This window comes from Chryseobacterium joostei (assembly GCF_003815775.1).
Taxonomy (GTDB): Bacteria; Bacteroidota; Bacteroidia; order Flavobacteriales; family Weeksellaceae; genus Chryseobacterium; species Chryseobacterium joostei.
On sequence record NZ_CP033926.1, the window covers coordinates 2896667 to 2920466 of the forward strand.

The window sequence follows — 23800 nt, forward strand, 5'->3', positions numbered from 1 at the left end:
ATTATTTCGAAAAAACTAATGCTGCGGTATGAATAAGTTTGATAAAGCTTATCTAAAAATGGCCCAGGAATGGGCAAAACTCTCCTACTGTAAGAGAAAACAAGTAGGGGCTCTTATCGTAAAAGATAGGATGATTATTTCAGATGGTTACAACGGAACTCCTTCGGGATTCGAAAACTGCTGTGAAGATGGAGAGGGAAAAACGCACTGGTATGTATTACATGCAGAAGCCAACGCTATATTAAAACTAGCGGCTTCTACACAATCAGCAAAAGGAGCAACGTTATATCTAACGCTGTCACCCTGTAAGGAATGCAGTAAGCTAATCCTACAGGCTGGTATTGCAAGACTGGTGTATATTAATGAGTATTCGGATGACGATGGGATATCGTTCCTGAGAAACCATAACATTGAAATAGAACAAATATCTGACTGTGAACTAAAAAAATAAGCACAAATGACTTGGGATGAAAAGATCAAAGATTTTGAAATATTTCTTCGCTTCGAAAGAAATTTTTCAGAAAACACGCTCGACGCTTACGTTCGGGACATTAAAAAATTAAAAGATTACGCAGAAGAAGATCTGGAAAACGTCGGTCCAGATTCTATCGGCTACGAAAACCTGCAGGAATACATTTTCAATCTTTCTAAGCAGAAATTCAGCGAGAGATCTCAGGCAAGATGGATATCTTCCATAAAGTCTTTCTTCAAATTTCTACTAGAGGATGAATATCGTGAAGATAATCCTGCGGCGTTACTTGAAGGCCCTAAACTGGGATTGTATCTACCTGATACTTTAAGCTTACCTGACATTAACAGAATTATTGCAGCTATTGAGGTCAATACAGATCTCGGAAAAAGAAACCAGTGTATCATTGAGGTACTGTATGGTTGCGGACTTCGCGTTTCTGAACTGATTGACCTGAAGATCTCCAATATCAACTTCAAAGAACAGTATATTAAAGTCAATGGAAAGGGAAACAAAACCCGTTTTGTTCCTTTGGCTGATTATACGGCAGAGTTGTTGGAAAGTTATATTAAAGAGGTACGCTCTAAGGGTAAAATCAATAAGAAATATGAAGACACTTTATTCCTGAATAGTCGTGGTACATCCATGTCTAGGGTAATTGTCTTTCTTATCATTAAAGAACTTACAGATAAAGCAGGGGTTAACAAAAAGATTTCTCCGCATACTTTCAGGCATTCTTTTGCAACTCATTTGCTGCAGAATGGGGCTGACCTTCGTTATATTCAGGAAATGCTGGGACATTCCAGTATTACAACAACGGAAATCTACACTCACCTGAAAACAGAAGAACTAAGGGATGTTATCTTGAGCTATCACCCTAGAAATATGAATATTACTCAATGAAGTTATTGAAATATTGCCCAAGCTGTGGCAAACAGTCCTTGCATTGGGATGGCGAAAAGAAATGGAGCTGCCCTGATTGTGGTTTTTCACTTTATAACAATGTGGCGGGTGCTGTAGCAGTTGTCATCAGGTTTGGAGATGAGATTTATCTTACCAGAAGAAATAGGGACCCTAGAAAGGGAAAACTGGATTTGGCCGGAGGTTTCGTTGATCCAAAAGAAAGTGCAGAGGAAACCTGTAAAAGAGAACTTTTTGAAGAGCTTCAGCTTGACATTGATATTTCAAACCTGAAATACCTTACAAGTCTTCCCAATATTTACCAGTATAAGGAAATTGATTACAATACAATTGATCTCTTTTATGAATACAATGTTTCGGAAAAATTTGAGGTAAATCTGGAACTTTCAGAGATCTCAGAAGCGGTATGGATTCCTTTGCAGGAACTTCAGCTTGAAGATATCGCCTTTGATTCTCAGAAGAGATTCTTTGAGGATTATTTAAAGAAATAATTTTTCTAAATATTCTCTCGCAGATTTTACAGATTCGGCAGATGATTATGATTTAATGATCCGCTTAATTTGCAAAATCTGCGAGAGATTTTTTATGATTAAAAATAACTTTAGAAATTTCTGGAGTTAATAGGTCTTAGATTTCAACATTTCTTCAAAATACTGAATAAGCAGTGTCCTTTCAGCTTCTGAAAGATTGGCTTCCTTATGGTAAACAATATATCCGGGAAATGGCATTGTCTTATGTTTAAGAGCTTCAATAGACCTATCTAGCATATTCTCCTTAAGCTCTTTGTTATAGGTTCCCCAAATAGAAAAGTTAAGATGTTGGCGCCCTTCATTTACATGACTCTTTACAGACCATGAAATAGGTGCAATGAAAGCATATTTAGGATAGATCGTTTCATTGGAATGACAATCATAGCATGCGTTTTTAAGCAATGTACTGACTTTTTCCGGGGTGTTCTTAACCTGAACAAAATTCACCTTGGAATCAACAGCTTTATTAACTCTATCGATAGGAATAAATTGGATTAGGGCAAAAGCTACAAGAACCCAAAATATGATTTTCTTTGCCGTCTTCATAAGCCTACTTTACCGGAGTTATAATTGCGTTATCGGATTTTATTTCTTTTTTGGTTTCTACTTCTGTCTTCACAGATTCTTCCTGATTTGCAGAAAGTCCTGTAGGAGCTGTTGAAGAAGAGTTTCCTTTGGGATTATCAAGTGTTCTGGTATCTTTCAGATCCCAATTTTCTCTGGTTTCCCATAAAGGTCTTACCACAGCTTTCTTATAGAAAACGTAAGCATCTTCTGCAAATGTTTCATTACTGAAATCAGCTTCATCCCAATACTTGTTTTCATTATTGTCTACCAATATCCTTACGATATATTCTTCAGGTTTCAGAATATCAAACTTGATAATATTTCCTTTGGTATATTTTTGATACAATATCTTTTCAGAAGAATCCAATAGCTGAATCCAGTAACTTGAAGTTGGCGCATTCTGAAGTGTAAATTCCAGACTTCCAAACTGCTCTACTTTATCATATTCAAAATCGAATCTTTTTGATTGTGTATTTTTAGTATAGAAAGAAGAAACAGTTTCTTTTGGAATGGTAAGTTGATATTTTTTCCCGCTTACAAAATCTGATTTGACGATAATCTGATATGGATTGGTATTTGATATTGCAGCTGTGAATTCCTGCGTTGTCAAACTATCGCTTTTCAACACCCATTTTGATGGATCAATTTTATCAACAATGTATGCAGAAGCAATTTTAAAGTCAGATTTTGGAGCTAATGAACCACCTCCATTATCACTAACAATATCCATTGCGTTCTTCTTATTATATTTATAGAATACAGAAACAGTATCCTGCTTACTGCCAATATCGTAGCTGAACTGCAGCTTCTCTGTAGTTTCCTGTCCTATGTTATCTTTAACAGCATCAAACCAAATTCTCACAGAATCTGATTTGGGACGGTGAGTTACCTTTATATCTTTAAGCTTGTCATTATTAACAGACTGAACTTTAACTTCCTCGGGATGCCCCTCAAATGTCATGAGAATTCCACCACCAATTTCTTTCATTTCTGAATATTTCAAAGGCTTCTTGGATGGATATACTTTTAAGTTTAATCCTGAAATGGATTTTTCAAAATCTATAACTTCTTTATTAAATCCTATCTTTTCTTTTCCTGGATCATATACGGAGTTTCCGTTTTCATCATCGAAAGCAATGATCTTATATTTCCCTGGAGAAAGGTAATTCAGTTCATAATATCCATCCTCATCTACTTTCGTAATATAGTATGGCTTTTGCTTATAGTTCATCGTATCTTTTACCTGATACAGTCCTACAACCAATTTATTTTCATTACTCCCTGTTTTCTTTTTGATTTCCAATGCATCTTTTACCTCACCACTGATATATAAATCGTCCAATTTATCCCCTGTAGAGAAAGCAAAATTGAAATAACGCAGAATATTAGTCTCGTTATTATCTACAATTGAATTCCCAAAGTTGAAATTGTAAGTGGTATTTGCCTGAAGGGTATCTGTCCATTGGATAAGAACAAATTTATTTGCAATATTAGACGGAAGAATTCGCTTGATATTTTTGATTGGCGGAGAGATAATCAGGTTTTTATTGATATCCTTTAATGTAATATATTCATCAAAATCCAGACGGAGTTCGTGAATATCTCTTTTTACATTGATTCTTGTGGTATCAATATTTGAACTTAAAAATCTTGGAGCCAGCGTATCTTTAGGCCCTCCTACAGGAGACCCAACTCTTGCACAAGAGTGTACAAGAAAACAGATAACAAATAATAAAAGAAACCTTTTCATGAAAATGTTTAAGCAAAAGTAAACATTATTCTCCAAAAACTTCGTGTCCGCTATTCAAAGTATCTTTACTGCCGTTCATTACAGTTTGAAGTTTTTCCTGCTGTACAGGGAAATTCTCAAACAATCCGGATAGTGCAAGTGCTGTATACACTTTATTTGAATATTTATTTCCAATCGCCACAATGGTAACCTTGGACTTTAATAGATGAGCAAATACGGAATTGGTCCCATGCCACCATCCATTATGATAGGTCAGCTTTTCACCATTATCAAATATTTTCATTCTAAAGCCCAGACCATAATTGTTCATTCCAGCCTTTTCATTGCTGTAAGGTGTAAAGACCATCTGCATCAACTCAGGCTTTAGGAAGTCCTTTGAAAACATAGCCTTTGAAAAGTTATATAAATCTCTTGGCGTAGTGTACACGTTTTTATCTCCATAGATAAGATCCAATCTGTCTAGTGGATATAGTTTATTTGCCCCATAATAGAAAGACTGTGCAGCTGTTGGAATATCTTTTTCCTGAAAAATGTAAGTGTTATTCATTTTTAAAGGAGTAAAAACCATTTCTTTCATCGCCTGTGGAAAAGGAGTCTTTGTTACTTTTTCAACCAATAAAGCCAATAAAGCAAAATTAGTATTACAGTACATAAATCCTGTATCGGTATCTCTTGCCAAATCAGGTTTATATTTGATGATCATATTCAATACATCCTGATTGGTTATGAATGGCTTGGAAAGTTCTGCCGGAACAGGTTGTATTTTAGTGATGAAATATTCATATTTTGGAAGACCACTTCTTTGATCCAATAAAGTTTGAACGGTAACATTCGGGTAAGGAAACCCTGGAAAGAATTGGGTAAGATGGTCGGAAAGTTTAATTTTTCCGGCTTCTACCAATTTCATCATAGCCATAGCTGTTAAAGTTTTCGAAACAGAAGCTACGTGTAATGGTGTATTCTTATCAATCGGCATTTGATTTCCTTCTCTTCCGAAACCTCTGTAATTTTCATACAGAATTTCGTCACCTTTTGCTACTAATATACCTCCGCTCAAGTCACCACCATCCCATATTTTTTTATAGTATTGATCTATATATCCGGTTAATGATTCTTTATCAGAAAGCTGACCATCTGCTTTTGTAAAAACATTAGCCAGATCTACATTTCCATAATTGGGAAGATTGGTCGTGTTTTCAGCAGAAACCTCTTTGGATTCAGATTTATTTTTACAGGAAAAAAGGGATAAAAAAACAGTTAAAATAAGTACTAAGTTACGCGTCTTCATGAGATTCAAAAATGAGCGGCAATTTAATAAAACTCGAAAGTAAATCGTAAATATGAGGGTGACATTATGAATTATTTAACATAATGAGCAAGAATAGCGAAAGAGAAAACAAATAAATAAGGCTGAGTAAAAATAGGAATTTTACTAATTATCTTTCTTTCTCAGCCTCAGTAATTTTATTAATCTAGCAATGTGAGGCTACTATTTTATCTACAATAAACTGCGCCAGCTTTTCTTTACTCTGATGCGTCCAGCCTGCAATATGTGGTGTTACAATTGCTTTTTCAGATTCCAGCAGATACTTTAAATCTTCATTTTCTATTTCAATATTTTCGAAAGAAGACTTTTCGTATTCCAAAACGTCTAAACAAACTCCTTTTACCTTACCCATTTTCAGCGCTTCTACTAAACTTTTAGTTTCTACATTTTTTCCTCTTGCTGTATTCACAAAATAGAAGTCATTTTTCATTTCAGAAATGAATGTTTTATCAACCAGATAATGTGTTTCTGAAGTCAGTGGAATATGTAAACTCAGAACTTCTGCAGATTGCTTCAGTTCATCCAATGTAACCTGCGTAGCAAATTCGTCAGAAAGTCCGGGAAGAATATCATGGAAAATTACCTTACATCCAAACCCCGAAAGTCTTTTAGCGGTAGCTTTTCCCATATTTCCGTATCCTATAAGACCAACTGTTTTTCCTAATAATTCGTCTCCTCTATTCTCTTCACGCTTCCAGATTCCGTTTTTTACCTCTTGAGAAGCAATAAAAAGACGGTTCATGATCACTAAAAGCATTCCTACAACATGTTCTGCTACTGAGTCTCTATTACCTTCCGGAGAATTAATAAGTTGAATCCCTAGTTCTTCTGCAGCCGGAATATCAATATTTTCCATTCCTGCTCCTACTCTGGCAATAAACTTCAGGTTTTTTCCTTGTTCTAAAAAACTTTTGTCCAAAGGAATTCTACTTCTAATGATAATCCCGTCATAATTTTTGATTTTCTGACAAACCTCATCATAAGAGGACGTAAAGTCTTCTTCCAATATAAAGTTTTGAGCTAAAAGCTGTTCGGTAATAAGAGGATGGTTTTTATCTAAAAGGAGAATTTTCATAATCTAAACACAAATATCAATAATTGATTTCACAAATAACACCCTTATCATTTTCAGACAAAAGCATTTGTAATTTTATTATACGGATATAAAAATAAAATGCTTTTAATTTGGAAGTTCCAGTATTAAAAGCATTTCAAGTTTTATTTTTTATCTTTCTTAGAGGTTTGCGGCTCCTCCGGCTCCTGGAATAACTTCTTAAGCTCCACTGATTCCAAAGGCTTCATTCTTCCGGAAAGGATTAATGAAAGTTCTTTTCTACGGAATGCAGCTGCATATCTTTCTTTTTCCTCTTCTGTTTCCGGAATCATATCAGGAATAGGAATAGGACGGTTGAATTCATCTACCGCAACGAAGGTATAGATCCCAGAATTAGTATGAATTTTTTTCTGATTAATAGGATCGTCTGACCATACATCCACATAAACTTCCATAGAAGTAGAGAATGCTCTGGAAACCTTAGATTCCAAAACCACTACTCCTCCCTCAGGAATTGGGTGATTGAAAGAAACGTGGTTTACTGATGCTGTTACTACTCTTCTTTCGCAATGTCTTGCTGCAGAAATAGACGCACAACGGTCCATTTTCGCTAAAAGCTCACCGCCAAAAAGGTTTCTTAAAGAGTTCGTTTCGTTCGGAAGAACGATATTAGTCATGATAGTCAGGGATTCTGACGCTTTTTTTATTTTTGCCATTTATTCTTAGTGTTGTTTGGAGCTGCCGGAACAGTCTTTGTTCCTTTTCCGACAGGTTTTGCCAGTGAATCTTTTTTCAGTGAATCTGAAACCGCAGTTTCTGGTGTATGCGCCACCATCTTCACCGTATCTTTTACAATTCTGTGTGTAGAGGTCTGTACAGAAACCTTATTGAAAGATTTCTTTCCAAAAAGAAGCTCCTGCTGGGTAAATGCAAAGTATAAAATACCCAGGATAGGAATAATCAAAAGGAAAATCCAAAGGATCGTCTTTTTAAATTTATAATCCTTTTCACGGTTTTCAGAAGCGTTTACTTTTTCTCCATTATTGATATCGGAGAACCTGATTTCTTCCAATCCATAAAAATCCGGATGCCCGGCTTCTACTCTTTTTCCTTTGAAATGGGTATGCCCCTCTTCAATGAAGATTGTTCCCAGATTCTGAATTTCCAGGATCTGTTCTGCCTGAAGCTTTTTCTTCCAAAAATCAGTCTGGATTTTAAGATCACTTCTGGAAGCCTCTAAGGACATTTGTTTTTCTCGGGCTATAAAAGCGGTAAGATCTTCAGCCTGTACTTCATAGTCAATTGAAAATTCAATCTGGCTGGCCGGAGGTAAAATACTTCCGTTTTCAGAATTGATAATTGCCTTAGAATTTTTCAGAGAAAACACACCAAAGCCTGGAACCGTGGCAGTTCCAAATTGTTTTAAGTATTCTAAAATGTATGCTGAAATATTCATTTGGTGGCAAATTTATAACTTTTTCACGACTTTTTAAGATATTTAACTGATATAAAAAAGACTGCCGAGACAGTCTTTTGAGTATTCTGTACTAAAACATGAATACAATTATTTAAAGTTCTTTTTTTAAGCTTAGCCATTATTATGAAAAGGGTAAAAAGATAAAATTGTAAAAGGGCAAATTTGCAAATACACTTATTGAGCTCCTTTTCTTTATTTTTTACTGCTTCTCCTTTCTCAATTTATTGAATTTTCCAGCTTATTCCGAACATAAAGTTAGTTCCCGCCTGTGCAAAATATAGGGGATTCCCCTCATCATTAATAGAACCATTGTTCACATATTTTTTATTGAACAGGTTATTCACCAACAATTTTAATGCAATATCATTGTTACCAATTTTAAATTGGTACTGCGCATTAAAATCTGTAAGGAAATAATCTTTAAGCTCTAAGTTTTTATCTTCCGTATTATCTATGTATTGTTTTCCAACATATTGGTTCATTAAAGCAAACCGGAAATTTTGAGTTGGATTAAATTTCACTCCCAAATTAGCAATCATATTCGGAGAAAATGAAATCTGAGTATTTCCCAAGCTTACCGGTGCAGCCCCAACTTCTATATTAAAATCCTGATTTCTGTTCTGGCTTAGCGTTAGGTTTCCTGAAACCTCCCATTGTTTCGATAGTTTTGCCAATGCTCCTATTTCAACTCCTCTTCTATAACTCTTTCCTGAATTGGTTCTGATGAATGCCCCTACATTATTTAATTGCCCATTCAAAACCAATTGATTAACATAGTACATATAATAGACATTCGCCGTTAAGGATAAAAATCCAAACTGTTTTTCCAGACCGGCTTCAAAATCATGAAGCTTTTCGGGCTTAACATCATTGTTAGCCATGATATCATCTCTGTTTGGTTCTCTATGGGCATGAGCATAGGATAAGAATATCTTTCCACCATTGATTTTATAATTTACCCCAGCTTTTGGATTAAAGAACAGCCAGTTTTTATCCAGGTCGGCTCCTTCTCCGTCTCCCGCCATTAAAATCTTAGTATTATAGTTGATACTTCTAAGCTGTAGATCACCAAAGAATTCAAAATTTTCCATTCGGAATAAAGCTTTAGCAAAACCAGAAACCTCATTCTTCACAGAACGATTTCTGTAATATTCACTTTCGTCAATCTGCGGATAAAATACTCCGGTAACATTTCCGTAATGCCTACCATAATATTGATTGGCAACTGCTCCAACATTTACATCAAGGTTTTCAAACTTACCGTAAAGCGTTGAAACAACACCGTAAAAATCATTATTCAACCATTTTTTTCTGATAAAATCTGATTTTTTAATAGTCTGTCCATTCTCAATAATATCAGGCAGATTGTATTTTGAGAAAGAACTTCTCTGTTTGTAATTTTCGTAATATCCTTTTCCTTTGGTGTAATGAAAAGTCGTTTCCAAATTCCAACGGTCATCAAATTTTTGCTCCCAAAGCAACTGATAATGGTTTTGTCTGTAGTTATCCGTCTCATTATCATAGAAACCTGTTACGTTCCCATTGATATCCTTGATTGCACCGGAATTGTTGAATCTTGGATTTGTTTCCCACATTTCTCTCGTGATTCCGTTCCAGGCCTGATAGGTTTTTTCTTTTCCTCCAAAAGCCATTAGACGCAATTTCGTTTTACCTTCCTCAAACAAAGCTGTAAAGTTGTAAGAATGCAAATCTGAAGAGGCTCTGTCTATATATCCATCAGAATGAATACGGGTATATCTTCCCATTACAGAAAGACGGTTCTTCCAGAATTTTCCGGAACCTACCTCTGCTGAATATTTATAAGTATTAAAAGAACCATAGCTATCATCAGTTTTAAAATAAAACTTTTCTTCCGGCTCCCTTGAAATCACGTTGATACTTGCCCCAAATGCAGAAACCCCGTTATTGGAAGTCCCCACTCCTCTTTGAATAACGATCTGTGATGCAGAGCTTGTTAAGTCCGGAACATTGACGAAAAACGTCCCCTGACTTTCAGAATCATTGTAAGGAACACCGTTCATCATTACATTTATTGCTGATCCTGATACTCCACGAATTCTAAAACCAGTATATCCTACTCCATTTCCCGCATCCGAAGTAGAGATGATGGAGGTTTGATTTTTTAAAAGAATAGGAAGATCCTGTCCCAAATTTTTCCCGTCTAAATCTTTCTGAACATTGATAATTTCCTTAGCAACAGGAAGTCTTTTGGTAAAGCTGACTGCTTCAATTTCCCTGATTTTCAGGGAATCCTTTTGTTGAGCCTGGATAAAGGCTACCGAGCCTACAGTAAGCCCTAAAAAAAATAATCCTTTCATTCTATAAATCTTTAACATTTAATGAATAAAAGGGGATCGATAAGATATTATACAGTAATAGACCTTTAGTAGAGTCTACGTCCCTAAACAGCATTACCTGTTCCAGGTTCATTGGGTATAATCTCAGCCTGTTAAAGCACCCCTTTATTTCAGCCGCAAAATTACAAAAAATATATGAGATAAGATTAAATTAAGGGATATAGCTTTCCAGATGCAGGATATCTGAATGTGAGGCTATGTGAAGATATCTCTAACAATTATTCACTATTCGCGATTCAGTTTTTAGTAGGTTTTGTTATTTGCATCAATGTAATAGTAGTTTTTACCATCTTTTGTTACTTCAAACATCTTTCCAAGCTTCCAGCTGAAGTTTCTTTTTATGTTGGAATATTCGAACGGAACAATGATTTTGTTATTAACATCAATAACCCCGAATTTATCATTGTTAGAGGCAACAATCATTGGATCAGCCACGTCATCTCCCTCCATGATATAAAGATATTGATACTGAGGATAAATCTGATATTGTCGATAATCTGCAGCATTCACAAATTTTGCCTTTTCAATAATCCCATAAAATCCGTTTAGAATATAAGCCTGAAACAACTGATGCTTGTATTCCTCAAACTTACATTTTCCAAGATCTGAATCCTTAAACTGATAAACTCTTTTCCCAGATTGATCCACACGATAGGAAATCATATCCTTTTCTACGGTTGCATAATCCTTTGTTCCGTATTTTCTCGCTTTTTCATTTGGGGAATTCAGAAGATTACAATCTTCATAAAAAAATACGGCAATATGATATTCCGGCTGAATGATGAATTTTCCGTTTTGATTGACGTAGCCAAACTTATCCCCTTTCTTTTTAGGAATAAGAACCGGAAGATCCTTATTGATAATCACTAGATCAGGATTGGGCTTAGATACTAAATTCCCTTTTTTCACAGGGGTCTTCGCGGCATTCTTAGCTCCAATTTTCTTCACAGATTTGGTCTGCGAAAAAGCAGAAATCGAAATTAAAACGAATAAAACAATCAGTATATTTTTCATATTCATCATTTGGTTGCAAAAATACAACCAAAAATAGATATTATAAAATTCATATTTATAAAGAATCTAAATAATTTCATTCCCTTAAAATATTAAAAATTCGTAATTTTGGGGAACATTTTGAATTGTTTAATAATTTTAAAATCTTAAAAAAAGACGTAGATTATACTGACTTTATCCGGTTCCAATTTCGCATCAAAATGCGGAGGCTCAAAATGTTATTATTTATTATATACAAACCGGTAAAAGAAAGGTGATGACAGAACTGTCATTTTCACTAATCTCCCTTTAAAAGAGAAAGACTTCTATTATGAATATTTATAAGGATTACATCAAAGAGATTGAAGAAAGAAAAGACCAAGGGCTTCATCCAAAGCCAATTGATAATGCTGAATTACTAAGCGAAATTATTGCGCAAATTAAAGATTCAGGTAATGCAGATCGAACGGACTCTCTTAAATTTTTTATTTACAACACCTTACCGGGAACAACAAGTGCAGCGGGGGTAAAAGCCAAATTTTTAAAAGAAATCATTCTAGGTGAATCCGTAGTAGAAGAAATATCGCCAGCTTACGCCTTTGAATTATTATCTCACATGAAAGGAGGTCCATCAATTGAAGTATTGTTAGATCTTGCCTTAGGTAATGATGCAGCTATTGCAAAAGAAGCAGCTAAAGTTCTTAAGACACAGGTATACCTTTATGAAGCGGATACAAACCGTCTAAAGGATGCATTCAATAGCGGTAATGAAATCGCAAAAGAAATCCTGGAAAGCTATGCACAGGCCGAGTTCTTCACTAAACTTCCAGAAGTAGCTGAAGAAATTAAAGTAGTAACATTTATTGCCGGTGAAGGAGATATCTCAACAGATTTACTTTCTCCAGGTAACCAGGCTCACTCAAGATCTGACCGTGAACTTCATGGTAAATGTATGATTACTCCTCAGGCACAGGAAGAAATCAAAGCTTTACAAGCTCAACATCCTGACGCAAGCGTTATGCTTATTGCTGAAAAAGGAACAATGGGTGTAGGTTCATCCAGAATGTCCGGAGTAAACAACGTAGCTCTTTGGACAGGTAAGCAGGCTAGTCCATATGTACCATTCGTAAATTTTGCTCCAATTGTAGGAGGAACCAATGGTATTTCTCCAATTTTCCTTACAACAGTAGACGTTACAGGAGGTATTGGTATCGACCTTAAAAACTGGGTGAAGAAATTGGACGCAGACGGAAACCCTGTTCGTAATGAAAATGGGGAGCCTATTCTTGAGCAAGCTTACTCAGTAGCTACAGGAACAGTTCTTACCATCAATACAAAAACAAAAAAATTATATAACGGAGACCAGGAACTGATTGACATTTCTAAGGCATTCACGCCTCAGAAAATGGAATTCATTAAAGCTGGTGGATCCTACGCTATCGTATTTGGTAAAAAGTTACAGACATTTGCAGCACAGCTTTTAGGAATTGAAGCTCCAATTGTTTTTGCTCCATCAAAAGAAATCTCTCACGAAGGACAAGGTCTTACAGCAGTAGAAAAGATCTTTAACAGAAATGCAGTTGGATCAACTCCGGGGAAAGTACTTCACGCAGGTTCAGACGTTCGTGTACAGGTAAACATTGTGGGTTCACAGGATACAACAGGTCTTATGACTTCTCAGGAACTTGAATCAATGGCAGCTACTGTAATTTCTCCAATTGTGGATGGTGCTTACCAATCAGGATGTCACACCGCTTCAGTATGGGATAAAAAAGCTCAGGCAAACATTCCAAAACTGATGAAGTTTATGAATGATTTCGGTTTGATTACTGCCCGTGACCCTAAGGGTGAATACCATTCTATGACAGACGTTATTCACAAGGTTCTTAACGATATTACTGTAGACGAGTGGGCTATCATCATTGGTGGTGACTCTCACACCAGAATGTCTAAGGGTGTAGCTTTTGGAGCTGACTCAGGAACTGTTGCTCTTGCTCTTGCTACCGGTGAAGCATCTATGCCTATTCCGGAATCTGTGAAAGTAACTTTTAAAGGAAACATGAAAGAACACATGGATTTCCGTGATGTAGTTCATGCAACACAAGCTCAAATGCTTAAGCAATTTGGAGGTGAAAACGTATTCCAGGGTAGAATCATTGAAGTTCACATCGGAACACTTCCTGCTGACCAGGCATTTACATTTACAGACTGGACTGCAGAGATGAAGGCAAAAGCTTCTATCAACATATCAGAAGACAATACCTTAATTGAATCATTGGAAATTGCAAAAGGCAGAATCCAGATTATGATTGATAAGGGTATGGATAACCATAATCAAGTTCTTCAAGGACTAATCAATAAAGCGGATAAGAGAATTGCAGAGATCAGATCTGGCGAAAAGCCTGCTTTAACTCCTGATGCTAATGCAAAATATTACGCAGAAGTTGTAGTTGATCTTGACGTAATCATTGAACCAATGATTGCTGACCCGGATGTAAACAATGATGATGTTTCTAAGAGATATACTCACGATACCATTAGAGATCTTTCTTATTATGGAGGTGAGAAAAAAGTTGATCTTGGTTTTGTTGGATCTTGTATGGTTCACAAAGGAGACTTAAAAATTGTTTCTCAAATGCTTAGAAACCTTGAAAAACAACAAGGAAAAGTAGAATTTAATGCTCCTCTTGTAGTAGCTGCACCTACTTATAACATCATTGATGAATTAAAAGCAGAAGGAGACTGGGAATTACTAGAAAAATACTCAGGATTCGAATTTAATGACAATGCTCCAAAAGGTGAAGCTCGTACAGAATACGAAAATGTAATGTACCTTGAGCGTCCTGGATGTAACCTTTGTATGGGTAACCAGGAAAAAGCAGCTAAGGGAGATACCGTATTGGCTACATCAACTCGTCTTTTCCAGGGAAGAGTTGTAGAAGATTCTGAACGTAAAAAAGGAGAATCTTTATTGGCATCTACACCGGTTGTAGTTCTTTCAGCAATTATCGGACGTATTCCTAATATCGATGAATATAAAGCAGCAGTGGAGGGTATTGACCTAACGAAGTTTGCTCCTCCAATTAAGGAGCTGGTTCAGGTTGGTCATTAATAGATTTCAACAATAGCTTTTAAGATAATATAATTGAAAGATTTTGATCCTTAAGGATTTAAAATCTTTCAATTTTTTGTTTAGAACGTTTCTATTTTATAATAGTTACGTTTTTTTTTCGATAAAACCCCAAAAATAAAGTCTATTTTTTCTTAACTTGAAAGTTATAAAATCTATTGATTTTGGAGACACAATTACCCCTATTGATGGATTATAGGAACATTTTTTGATGTATAAAAAATGATTTTTCTTTTTCAAACATCAGAAAAAGGAGTATTAACAGAAACAAAACTAAATTAAGATATGACTTTTGATATTGATATGATCAAAAAGGTGTACGAACGTTACCCTGAAAGAATTGCAGCAGCAAGACAAATTGTGGGCAAACCTCTTACCCTATCAGAAAAAATCCTTTACACCCACCTTTGGGAAGGAAACGCTACACAGGCACATGAAAGAGGAAACTCTTATGTAGACTTCGCTCCAGACAGAGTAGCAATGCAGGATGCAACTGCACAAATGGCACTTTTACAGTTCATGCAGGCTGGAAAAGCGAAAGTAGCTGTCCCGTCAACGGCTCACGCAGATCACTTGATTCAAGCGAAAGTAGGTGCTGACAAAGATTTACAAGAGGGGATTAACAAAAACTCTGAGGTATTCAACTTTTTGAGTTCAGTTTGTGATAAATACGGAATCGGATTCTGGAAACCCGGAGCTGGTATTATTCACCAGGTGGTATTAGAAAACTATGCTTTCCCGGGAGGTATGATGATTGGTACTGACTCTCATACGGTAAATGCCGGTGGATTAGGAATGGTTGCCATTGGTGTAGGAGGTGCAGATGCAGTAGATGTAATGGCCGGAATGGCTTGGGAGCTTAAAATGCCTAAACTTATCGGGGTAAAATTAACCGGTAAGATGAACGGATGGACCTCTGCAAAAGATGTCATCTTAAAAGTAGCAGGAATCCTTACCGTAAAAGGAGGTACGGGATGTATCGTAGAATACTTCGGTGAAGGGGCAGAATCTCTTTCTGCAACGGGTAAAGGTACCATCTGTAATATGGGTGCAGAAATTGGAGCTACCACTTCTACTTTCGGATACGATGATTCAATGAGAAGATACCTGGCTGCTACAGGAAGACAGGATGTCGTAGACGCCGCTGATAAAATTGCTGAACACTTAACAGGTGATGCTGAAGTATATGCAAATCCAGAACAATATTTCGATCAATTAATCGAAATCAACCTTTCTGAGCTTACGCCTCACTTAAATGGACCTTTCACCCCAGACTTAGCAACTCCGGTTGCCGAATTCAGAGCGAAAGCTGAAGCCAACGGATGGCCGTTAGAGGTTGAGTGGGCGCTTATCGGGTCTTGTACCAACTCTTCTTATGAAGATTTATCAAGAGCTGCTTCCATTGTTGAAGATGCAGTAGCAAAAGGAGTAAAACCTAAAGCTATTTTAGGAATCAACCCTGGTTCTGAACAAGTAAAATTCACAGCGGAAAGAGATGGTTTCTTGGATTCTTTCAGAAAATTTGAGAACGCAAGAATTTTCACTAACGCTTGTGGACCGTGTATTGGACAATGGGACAGAGAAGGAGCTGAAAAAGGAGAGAAAAACTCTATCATTCACTCTTTCAACAGAAACTTTGCGAAAAGAGCTGATGGTAACCCGAATACGCACGCATTTGTAGCTTCCCCTGAAATGGTAGCTGCTGTTGCAATCTCAGGAAGACTAGATTTCAACCCGATTACTGATACCCTAACCAACGAAGCCGGTGAGCAAATAAAGCTTGATGAGCCTAAAGGATTTGAACTTCCTGCAAAAGGTTTCGCAGTAGATGATAACGGGTACCAGGCTCCATCTGCAGACGGATCCATCGTTGTTGTAAATGTAAGCCCTACTTCAGACAGACTTCAGTTGCTAGAAGAGTTCCCAGCTTGGGACGGTAAAAACATTGAAGGCGCTAAGGTATTGATCAAAGCTTTCGGAAAATGTACTACTGACCACATTTCCATGGCAGGTCCATGGTTGAAATACAGAGGTCACCTTGATAATATTTCAAACAACATGTTGATTGGAGCAGTAAATGCTTACAACATGGAAACCAACCATGTTAAAAATGAACTAACGGGTGAATACGGTGAAGTTCCGGCTGTACAAAGAGCTTACAAAGCCGCAGGAGTTCCAACTATTGTTGTAGGAGATCAAAACTATGGTGAAGGTTCTTCGAGAGAGCACGCTGCTATGGAGCCTAGACACCTTGGTGTGAAAGCGGTATTGGTAAAATCATTTGCGAGAATCCATGAAACTAACCTTAAGAAACAAGGGATGTTGGGAATCACTTTTGCTAATGAGACTGATTATGACAAAATTCTGGAAGATGACACTGTTAACTTCTTAGATCTTGATCAGTTTGCTCCAGGAAAACAACTGACTTTAGAGTTTGTTCACAAAGACGGAACTAAAGATATCATCATGGCAAACCATACTTATAACGACCAACAAATTGAGTGGTTTAAGGCCGGTTCTGCATTGAACCTGATTAAACAGCAAGAAAAATAAAATTAGTTGTTAGATCGATTAATAAAAAGGAGACTTCCATTGAAGCCTCCTTTTTTATTTTTAATTACTTAAACTGATACCAAAACTATACTTATGTCGTTAATTTCACTTTAAGTCCAATCATTACATTTTAATAGGAGTGGACTTTAGTCCGCTTTTCATAATAAACCACCTTATTAGCTTTATACAAAATCTAAAAAACCTAAACTATTAGCAAGATCTACAAGGTATTCTCACGTAGATGTTGGAAATTGAGCAGATATAAATCTTATAGCTTTGAGCAACTCTCCTATTCTATTTTAATTTTTCTAAAAGATTTGCTCTATAACTATCTCCAATCGGGATTTCCTGCTCAGATAACATGAGTTTCCTAGCCCCAATACTTTTGATTTTATCCATATTTATGATAAAAGATTTATGAATTCTTACAAACCTGTCAGAAAGCTGGCTTTCCATAGATTTAAGGGTATCCAAAACAATATATTCTTCATCAGATGTTCGGATGTTCACGTAATCCTTAATGCTTTCAACATAAAGAATATCCTTAAAGCTTATCTTATGCTGCTGTCCGGAAGACTTTACAAAGAAATGAGCATCTACCTCATCACTAAAAATAAATCGTTCCTTGACTTTTAATGCACTTTTCATAAACCTTTCAAAAGAGATCGGTTTTAAAAGATAATCAATGACATTATGTTCATAGCCATCCATTGCATATTCAGAATAGGCGGTTGTTAAAACATACTTCTGCTTGTCTCCATTAATCTTCATAAAATTAATTCCGGTAAGCTCAGGCATCTGGATATCCAAAAAGATCAGATCAGACTCGTTATTCTGTAGAAATTCCAGTGCCAAAATAGGGTTCTCTGTAGAAAAAACGAGTTCGAAAAAAGGAATTTTCTGCACATAATTTTCAAGAAGTGATATCGCCAATGGCTCGTCATCCACAATAATGCATTTTAGTTTTCTCATACGGACAAATCTATTCTTAAATCTACAATAAATTCTGACTCGGTTTCCTTTATATGAAGTTCATATTTTTTAGGATATAAGATTTCAAGCCTTTTTCTTACGTTTTCTATTCCTATGCCGGACACTTTATCTTTTTCACGAGTAATCTTAAAATTCTGAAGATAAAAATTCAATTTCCCCATGTCTTCAGAGATAGAAACAACAAACCCTTTACCTCTGAAATCTCCATGTTTGAAAGCATTTTCAACAAATGGAACAAGAATCATAGGTGAAATAAGAACTCCCGATTGGCTGATCTTCTTTTCCACAATCAATAACTCAGGGTTTCCGATTCTCAGTTTTTCCAGCTCAATCAAGCTTTCAATATATCCTACCTCCTGGTCAAGACGGATAAACTCTTTTTCAAGATCCTTAGTGGTATATCGAAGGAGTTCTCCAAGCTTTTCTATGGCCGGCAAGGCTTTCTCTGAATTCTGATAGACAAGTGAGTAGATGTTGTTTAAAGAATTAAAAATAAAATGTGGATTGATTTGTGTTTTCAAAGCCTGAAGCTCGGCATGCTTTCTCTCTTCAATAAGTTGTGACCGCTCTCTTTCCAACTTAGAATAGTAAGTAAAAAGCCACAAGCTGGTACTTACAAAAATCGTTAAACTAGAATAATACACATTATCATAAAAATAATATGTAAAAGACGTATCCTCTGCGTAATTTCTAAATCCTGCAATTTTCGGAAGCAATATTTCTTCTAAAGAATAGCGAAATAGAGCAAAGAAAAACACACCAACAAAAAAGCCTACAATGGTAAAATAGAGTTTCTTAGGGTTAAAAAACTTGGGAACAACAAAGAAATAATTAACATAAAACCCCAGAAAACTGGCTGTAAAAATAGTAAGATTCAAAATATCAATATTGACATTTTGAGAGGTGATTATTGCAAATATGTTTTTACTAAGAACCAACAACCAATAAGAAAAGTGTAGAAAAAGAATTTGTTTTTGCTTCATATTCAAATGTAAGAATCTGTGCCTCCAAATTCCTATACATTTTCGACAAAACCTGTTTTTTTTCCGATGAATCTTTTTTGAACGGATTAATTTCCGCTAAAATCTAGATGCCATTTCCGCACACAAAGTTTGAAAATATCTTTGTCTCAAGATTACAAACCATGACAATAAAATACTTTTTTATCATCAGCCTTTTTTCTTCAGCCTTATCAGCACAGATTCAAAAAGACAGCACTCAAAGCCTTGAACAGATCAATATTCTTGCGAAGAAAAAATTAATCGAAAGAAAAGCAGACCGCCTGATATTCAACGTGGATGCTTCTATTGTATCACAGGGAATGGATGCTTCGGAAACACTTGCCAATGTACCCATGCTGAAAGTGAATGAAAATCAAGGCTTAATTTCCATCACCGGAAAAAGTACGGTAAGTGTAATGGTTAACGGAAGAATGCTTAATCTTTCAGGAACTGCTTTATTTAATTATTTGAAATCCATCAGATCCGAAAATATAGCAAAAATAGAGGTTATCACAACTCCTCCATCAAGATACGAAGCACAGGGAAACAGTGGCATCATCAATATTATACTTAAAAAAAATCCGAATATGGGTTTTAGCGGAAATATCAATTCTAATCTCATCCAAAGAAGTTATTCAGGGTTCAGCTCCAATGGCTCACTCAATTACCAAACGGAAAAATTTAGCAGCAGCCTTAAACTAACCTATTATGATTCTGCAAAACGTTCTGATGAAAATTATTCGATTTTGGGAGCCAGCCAAAACTACAGCAATTCGGTAAGAAAAGACATGTGGAAAGAGCTGACTCCTAACCTTAGTCTCTCTTATCAAATCAGTAAAAATTCACAAATCGGATTTGAATATATCTATGCACATCAAAAATCAGGGATGGATATCATCAACAAAACGAGAAATGTTGATTCTGACTTAAAGGAAGAAAACCTTCTCACCAATACTTTTCATAGGGAAAAGCTTCCTACTCATACTTTGAGTGCTTATTATGATGTAAAGTTAGACTCACTAGGAAAAAAATTAAGTATTGCAGGAAATTTTTATAAAAATAATTCTGACACGGATGTTAACTTCTCTACGTTGAAATACTCCAATCAATCTATTGAGGATGTTAAAACTATTTCCATTGTTGCACCACAGATCTTTTCTGCACAGGCAGATTTAGAACTTCCGTTTTCTTTTGGAACTATTGAAACTGGGGTGAAATTCAATCAATTTAAAAATACTTCGGACTTACAATATCTTACCCTTATATCCGGGCAATATGTTGCTGACCCTTTAAGAGCGAATGTTTTTCACTACAAAGAAGAAAACTACGCAGGGTATGTAAGTTTTTCAAAGTCTTTTGGAGAACATTGGGAAACCAAGGCTGGCATTCGCTATGAAAATACAAATGCAGAAAGTTTTACCCCTTCTTCCAATACAGGTAATCAATACAATTATGGGCAATGGTTTCCCTCTGCTTACATTTCTTATAAGGAAGATAAAAATGTATTCAGTTTTTCATATTCCAGAAGAATCAACCGTCCAAGTATGAGCAATCTTAATCCGTTCCGATGGTATTCAAACCCGTATTCATATTCTTCAGGAAATCCTTTGCTTACGCCTGCTTACATCAACAATTGGGAATTGGGATATACCTTTAACAATAAGCTATCAGTAAGTGCTTATTACCTGAAAATGAAAAATGCATTCGGTCAGATTTCCAATATAGACGGATTATCACAAATCAGTACTTATCTGAACTATTATAATAATGATTTTTGGGGTGTAAACGCCTCTTATACCGATACTTTCTTCAAATTCTGGGAAGCTAGCATTTCCTTGAATGCATCTCTTCAAAACTCTAGCGTATTCGGCATTGAGGCAGAACCTAAAAAAGGAAGTTCATTCAGTTACTCTATCAACAATACTTTTGCCCTGAACAAAGAAAAAACTCTTGCTTTATTTGTGAATTTTGATCACAGCCTTCCTTACAAAAATGTGACTTCTTATTTTCACAACTTTCCGGAGCTAACGTCTGGATTAAAAATCTCTCTCATGGAAAAGAAACTGCAGATTAATGCAACTGTTACCAATATTTTTGCCCAAAGATTCCGCGGTGATATGTATTTTAAAGATAACAGCCAGCATTTTGATAATTACTGGGATGGAAGAAGCTTTCGATTAAGCGCCACTTATACCTTTGGAACTGGCAAAAAGAGTATCAATAAAAAGAACATTAAGTTTGAGGAGAAAGATAGGGCACAATAGTTTTCAGAAATAAAAAATTACTAAAAAAAGAAGTTTTTGAAAATTATTCCGTAACAATTTTTCATTTTGTGCGTCTAACTGAATAGTTGTAAAAAACATTATGAAAAAAACTATATTCGCTTTATCGCTTATAACTTCTGTGTGTGTTTTCTCGCAGGAAAAAAGCAATAATACAGCCACTGAGAAACAAATTGAAGGGGTTGTTATTACCAAAACTAAAAAAGCCGTTGAACAAAAAGCAGATCGTACCATTTTTGATTTTTCTGAGCAGCCTCAGCTGAATAATGGAAATGTTCTGGAAGGGCTTAAAAAACTTCCTGGGCTGGTAGCCACTGATCTTGCGGGAATGATGTATCAGGGAAAGATTCTGGATGTTTTCTTAAACGGAAGACCTTTGAATATTACGTCCAACGATCTGAATGCCTTTCTTGAGGGAATGCCGGCTAACTCTGTGGATAGAATTGAGGTGATTACCCAGCCGGGAGCAGAGTTTCCTGCTACTTCAGGGGGCGCCATCATGAATATCATCACCAACAAAAATGCCAATAAATATTTAACAGCTACTTATTCGGGGAATTATACATTCACCAATTATGATAAGTTCAGAAGCAGAACAACCAACTCTGTTAATCTGAACGCCAGAAATAAGCTTTTCGGATGGCAGCTTAATGTAGGCCAAAACTACCGCGAAAGTATGTTGAGCTCTCAACAAGAAAATATTCTGGATGCGAATTCAGATAGATTAGCACGCGGTTATTTTGCGAAAGCAGGTGCTACTTTTGATCTTGGGCAGGACAGATTATTATTGAACTATGATATTTACCACAACAATAATGACAACTATACTTTAAGTAGTGGTATTGCCAATATTCTTGTAAGCACAAAGCCTAATGTATACAAAGAGGGACTTTTTGATGCTTATGATACAGCCAATACAAACAATGTAAGACAGGAAGCTGTTGTAACGTATCAAAAACGTTTTTCTGATAAATCTCAAAAATTAGACTTCCAGTTTGGGTATACAAAATCCAACAGTAAGTTTGGACAGGACAACTTCTACCAAAAAGGGAAATTTACAACTGATAATCAACCTTTTAATTATTCCAGAGGAAATATTATTAACAATACATCGGATATGAGAATAGCCAACTTTAAGGTAGATTATTCTCAGCCTATAAAACTTCTTGATGGTGGAAAGGTAAGCCTGGGAGGATTGTATGAAAGACAGGATTATGATACAGAGAGTTTTGGACTTACAAACCTTGAATATCAGAGACAGACGGCATCCACCTATTTGGAGTTTCAGGCTAAGCTGAAGAAATTTGACTTTACATTGGGTTCACGTTTTGAAAACTATGATATTTCCGGAGTGACAAGGTACTTTGATAAGGATGAAAAATTGGTTCAGGCTGACTTGCTTCCTTTTAATAAATTTAAGTTCTTTCCGAACGCCAGCATTCAGTATAACATGATGAATCAGGTATACGTTGCGGCTAACTATAACAGAAAGATCAGTTTACCAAGTATTTCTGCCCTAAACCCGAATAATACAACATTTGGTGGTCCCAATACTCAAATAACAGGTAACCCGAACCTACAGCCTACTATTTTTGACAATTATGAAGTAAAGGTTTCTGCTTTTGATTATGCATTTATCGGCTATAGTGTAAGCTCAGCAACGAATCAGGTTGCGCAGATTGTTAGAAAAAGTGGAAATAACCTATACAATCAACAGGTTAACATTGCCAACATGAAGATTCATAACTTCAATGTGGGACTTCCTATTCCGTTCATGCTTTTCAGTAAGCCATTGAGTGAGGTGATGAAGTTTAATTTCAATCCTGATAAAATTAATTTTATGTATCTGTATGCAGGATATCAAAAGCATGAAATTGACAACCTTAACAATAAAGGTTTCTGGATATTCAACCTTATGACTCAATTGATTCTTCCAAAGGGAATCAACATGAATGTAAATTACAGTTATATAACGGCAAAAGGAGGTTACTTCTATTTTACTGCTGATAAACCGTTTAATAACTCCCTAAACATCACATTGACTAAAAAGTTTATGGATAAACGTCTGAGTGTTTCTGTATTTGCTAATGATATTTTCAACAGTCAGGTGATGCAGGCTTACTCTAATCTGCCAGCCAGCGAATCTGTATTGCTAAGAACCAAGTATGATTCAAGAAACTTTGGTATTTCGATCAACTATAAAATTCCTACCAAGAATAAATTGGCCAAGGAAGATGCAAGCATCTTAAACCAACCTAAAAAAGAGGATAATGGAGGCGTAATGCAACAGGGACAATAGATTTAAATGATAAAATAAACCAAGATGAGGCTGTAATAATTTTACTGCCTCATTTTTTGTTTTGACCAATGATTTA

General features: G+C 35.9%; 17 protein-coding genes. 7 read left to right on the top strand and 10 right to left on the bottom strand.

Features of this window, described 5'->3' with window-relative positions:
• The first annotated feature begins 28 nt into the window (after positions 1–28).
• The 3 genes from EG359_RS13150 to EG359_RS13160 are packed head-to-tail and all read left to right on the top strand — an operon-like array spanning position 29 to position 1881.
• Entirely contained in the window at positions 29–451 is a 423-nt protein-coding gene (locus tag EG359_RS13150; RefSeq protein ID WP_076356921.1) for a deoxycytidylate deaminase, read from the top strand.
• A 6-nt stretch (positions 452–457) separates the two neighbouring features.
• Complete coding sequence (gene xerD, locus EG359_RS13155; protein ID WP_076356923.1) at positions 458–1372, top strand: site-specific tyrosine recombinase XerD; 915 nt, start codon at positions 458–460, stop codon at positions 1370–1372.
• The gene (locus EG359_RS13160; RefSeq protein WP_076356925.1) at positions 1369–1881 is read left to right on the top strand and encodes an NUDIX hydrolase; all 513 of its coding nucleotides are present in this window, start codon (positions 1369–1371) and stop codon (positions 1879–1881) included. Before xerD ends, EG359_RS13160 begins: the two co-directional genes overlap by 4 nt.
• Before the next feature lie 126 nt (positions 1882–2007).
• Here the strand turns inward: EG359_RS13160 and EG359_RS13165 are convergent, their stop codons facing one another.
• The 8 genes from EG359_RS13165 to EG359_RS13200 all read right to left on the bottom strand — a co-directional run bounded on the left by EG359_RS13165 (position 2008) and on the right by EG359_RS13200 (position 11487).
• A complete protein-coding gene (locus EG359_RS13165; RefSeq protein WP_076356927.1) occupies positions 2008–2466 on the bottom strand; it encodes a heme-binding domain-containing protein in 459 nt (152 codons plus the stop codon).
• Between the two features lie 4 nt (positions 2467–2470).
• A complete protein-coding gene (locus tag EG359_RS13170; protein WP_076356929.1) occupies positions 2471–4237 on the bottom strand; it encodes an Ig-like domain-containing protein in 1767 nt (588 codons plus the stop codon).
• Positions 4238–4262: 25 nt separating this feature from the next.
• Positions 4263–5525: a serine hydrolase domain-containing protein gene (locus tag EG359_RS13175; RefSeq protein ID WP_076356931.1), complete on the bottom strand. Its 1263-nt coding sequence runs from the start codon at positions 5523–5525 to the stop codon at positions 4263–4265.
• A 184-nt stretch (positions 5526–5709) separates the two neighbouring features.
• Positions 5710–6639 carry a 2-hydroxyacid dehydrogenase gene (locus tag EG359_RS13180; protein ID WP_076356933.1) on the bottom strand — a complete coding sequence of 310 codons (930 nt, stop codon included), beginning with the start codon at positions 6637–6639 and terminating at the stop codon, positions 5710–5712.
• Positions 6640–6782: 143 nt separating this feature from the next.
• Positions 6783–7334 (bottom strand): acyl-CoA thioesterase, encoded by a 552-nt coding sequence (locus tag EG359_RS13185; protein ID WP_076356935.1) that lies wholly within the window; start codon positions 7332–7334, stop codon positions 6783–6785.
• Complete coding sequence (locus EG359_RS13190; RefSeq protein WP_076356937.1) at positions 7322–8074, bottom strand: hypothetical protein; 753 nt, start codon at positions 8072–8074, stop codon at positions 7322–7324. Before EG359_RS13190 ends, EG359_RS13185 begins: the two co-directional genes overlap by 13 nt.
• A gap of 242 nt (positions 8075–8316) precedes the next feature.
• Positions 8317–10434, bottom strand: coding sequence for a TonB-dependent receptor (locus EG359_RS13195; RefSeq protein WP_076356939.1), 2118 nt, complete (start codon positions 10432–10434; stop codon positions 8317–8319).
• Positions 10435–10716: 282 nt separating this feature from the next.
• Positions 10717–11487 carry a WG repeat-containing protein gene (locus EG359_RS13200; protein ID WP_228435125.1) on the bottom strand — a complete coding sequence of 257 codons (771 nt, stop codon included), beginning with the start codon at positions 11485–11487 and terminating at the stop codon, positions 10717–10719.
• Between the two features lie 310 nt (positions 11488–11797).
• Here EG359_RS13200 and EG359_RS13205 point away from each other — a divergent pair, with 310 nt between their 5' ends.
• Both EG359_RS13205 and EG359_RS13210 read left to right on the top strand, forming a co-directional pair.
• The gene (locus EG359_RS13205) at positions 11798–14578 is read left to right on the top strand and encodes a bifunctional aconitate hydratase 2/2-methylisocitrate dehydratase (protein WP_076356943.1); all 2781 of its coding nucleotides are present in this window, start codon (positions 11798–11800) and stop codon (positions 14576–14578) included.
• Positions 14579–14881: 303 nt separating this feature from the next.
• Entirely contained in the window at positions 14882–17149 is a 2268-nt protein-coding gene (locus EG359_RS13210; RefSeq protein ID WP_076356945.1) for an aconitate hydratase, read from the top strand.
• Positions 17150–17443: 294 nt separating this feature from the next.
• Here EG359_RS13210 and EG359_RS13215 read toward each other — a convergent pair whose 3' ends face one another.
• Both EG359_RS13215 and EG359_RS13220 read right to left on the bottom strand, forming a co-directional pair.
• Positions 17444–18121 carry a LytR/AlgR family response regulator transcription factor gene (locus EG359_RS13215; protein ID WP_076356947.1) on the bottom strand — a complete coding sequence of 226 codons (678 nt, stop codon included), beginning with the start codon at positions 18119–18121 and terminating at the stop codon, positions 17444–17446.
• Positions 18118–19125: a sensor histidine kinase gene (locus EG359_RS13220; protein WP_076356949.1), complete on the bottom strand. Its 1008-nt coding sequence runs from the start codon at positions 19123–19125 to the stop codon at positions 18118–18120. Before EG359_RS13220 ends, EG359_RS13215 begins: the two co-directional genes overlap by 4 nt.
• Before the next feature lie 161 nt (positions 19126–19286).
• Between EG359_RS13220 and EG359_RS13225 the strand changes: the two genes are divergently transcribed.
• Positions 19287–21407, top strand: a complete 2121-nt coding sequence (locus EG359_RS13225; RefSeq protein WP_076357183.1) for an outer membrane beta-barrel family protein — start codon at positions 19287–19289, stop codon at positions 21405–21407.
• Between the two features lie 100 nt (positions 21408–21507).
• Complete coding sequence (locus tag EG359_RS13230; RefSeq protein WP_076356951.1) at positions 21508–23724, top strand: TonB-dependent receptor domain-containing protein; 2217 nt, start codon at positions 21508–21510, stop codon at positions 23722–23724.
• The last annotated feature ends 76 nt before the right edge of the window (positions 23725–23800 follow it).

Bases quoted from the DNA above. Each gene is read 5' to 3' on its own strand.
- EG359_RS13195 (WP_076356939.1), bottom strand. From the start codon at position 10,434: ATGAAAGGATTATTTTTTTTAGGGCTTACTGTAGGCTCGGTAGCCTTT.
- EG359_RS13230 (WP_076356951.1), top strand. From the start codon at position 21,508: ATGAAAAAAACTATATTCGCTTTATCGCTTATAACTTCTGTGTGTGTT.
- EG359_RS13170 (WP_076356929.1), bottom strand. From the start codon at position 4,237: ATGAAAAGGTTTCTTTTATTATTTGTTATCTGTTTTCTTGTACACTCT.
- EG359_RS13200 (WP_228435125.1), bottom strand. From the start codon at position 11,487: ATGAAAAATATACTGATTGTTTTATTCGTTTTAATTTCGATTTCTGCT.
- EG359_RS13210 (WP_076356945.1), top strand. From the start codon at position 14,882: ATGACTTTTGATATTGATATGATCAAAAAGGTGTACGAACGTTACCCT.
- EG359_RS13175 (WP_076356931.1), bottom strand. From the start codon at position 5,525: ATGAAGACGCGTAACTTAGTACTTATTTTAACTGTTTTTTTATCCCTT.
- EG359_RS13160 (WP_076356925.1), top strand. From the start codon at position 1,369: ATGAAGTTATTGAAATATTGCCCAAGCTGTGGCAAACAGTCCTTGCAT.
- EG359_RS13180 (WP_076356933.1), bottom strand. From the start codon at position 6,639: ATGAAAATTCTCCTTTTAGATAAAAACCATCCTCTTATTACCGAACAG.
- EG359_RS13215 (WP_076356947.1), bottom strand. From the start codon at position 18,121: ATGAGAAAACTAAAATGCATTATTGTGGATGACGAGCCATTGGCGATA.
- EG359_RS13185 (WP_076356935.1), bottom strand. From the start codon at position 7,334: ATGGCAAAAATAAAAAAAGCGTCAGAATCCCTGACTATCATGACTAAT.
- xerD (WP_076356923.1), top strand. From the start codon at position 458: ATGACTTGGGATGAAAAGATCAAAGATTTTGAAATATTTCTTCGCTTC.
- EG359_RS13150 (WP_076356921.1), top strand. From the start codon at position 29: ATGAATAAGTTTGATAAAGCTTATCTAAAAATGGCCCAGGAATGGGCA.
- EG359_RS13225 (WP_076357183.1), top strand. From the start codon at position 19,287: ATGACAATAAAATACTTTTTTATCATCAGCCTTTTTTCTTCAGCCTTA.
- EG359_RS13165 (WP_076356927.1), bottom strand. From the start codon at position 2,466: ATGAAGACGGCAAAGAAAATCATATTTTGGGTTCTTGTAGCTTTTGCC.
- EG359_RS13205 (WP_076356943.1), top strand. From the start codon at position 11,798: ATGAATATTTATAAGGATTACATCAAAGAGATTGAAGAAAGAAAAGAC.
- EG359_RS13220 (WP_076356949.1), bottom strand. From the start codon at position 19,125: ATGAAGCAAAAACAAATTCTTTTTCTACACTTTTCTTATTGGTTGTTG.
- EG359_RS13190 (WP_076356937.1), bottom strand. From the start codon at position 8,074: ATGAATATTTCAGCATACATTTTAGAATACTTAAAACAATTTGGAACT.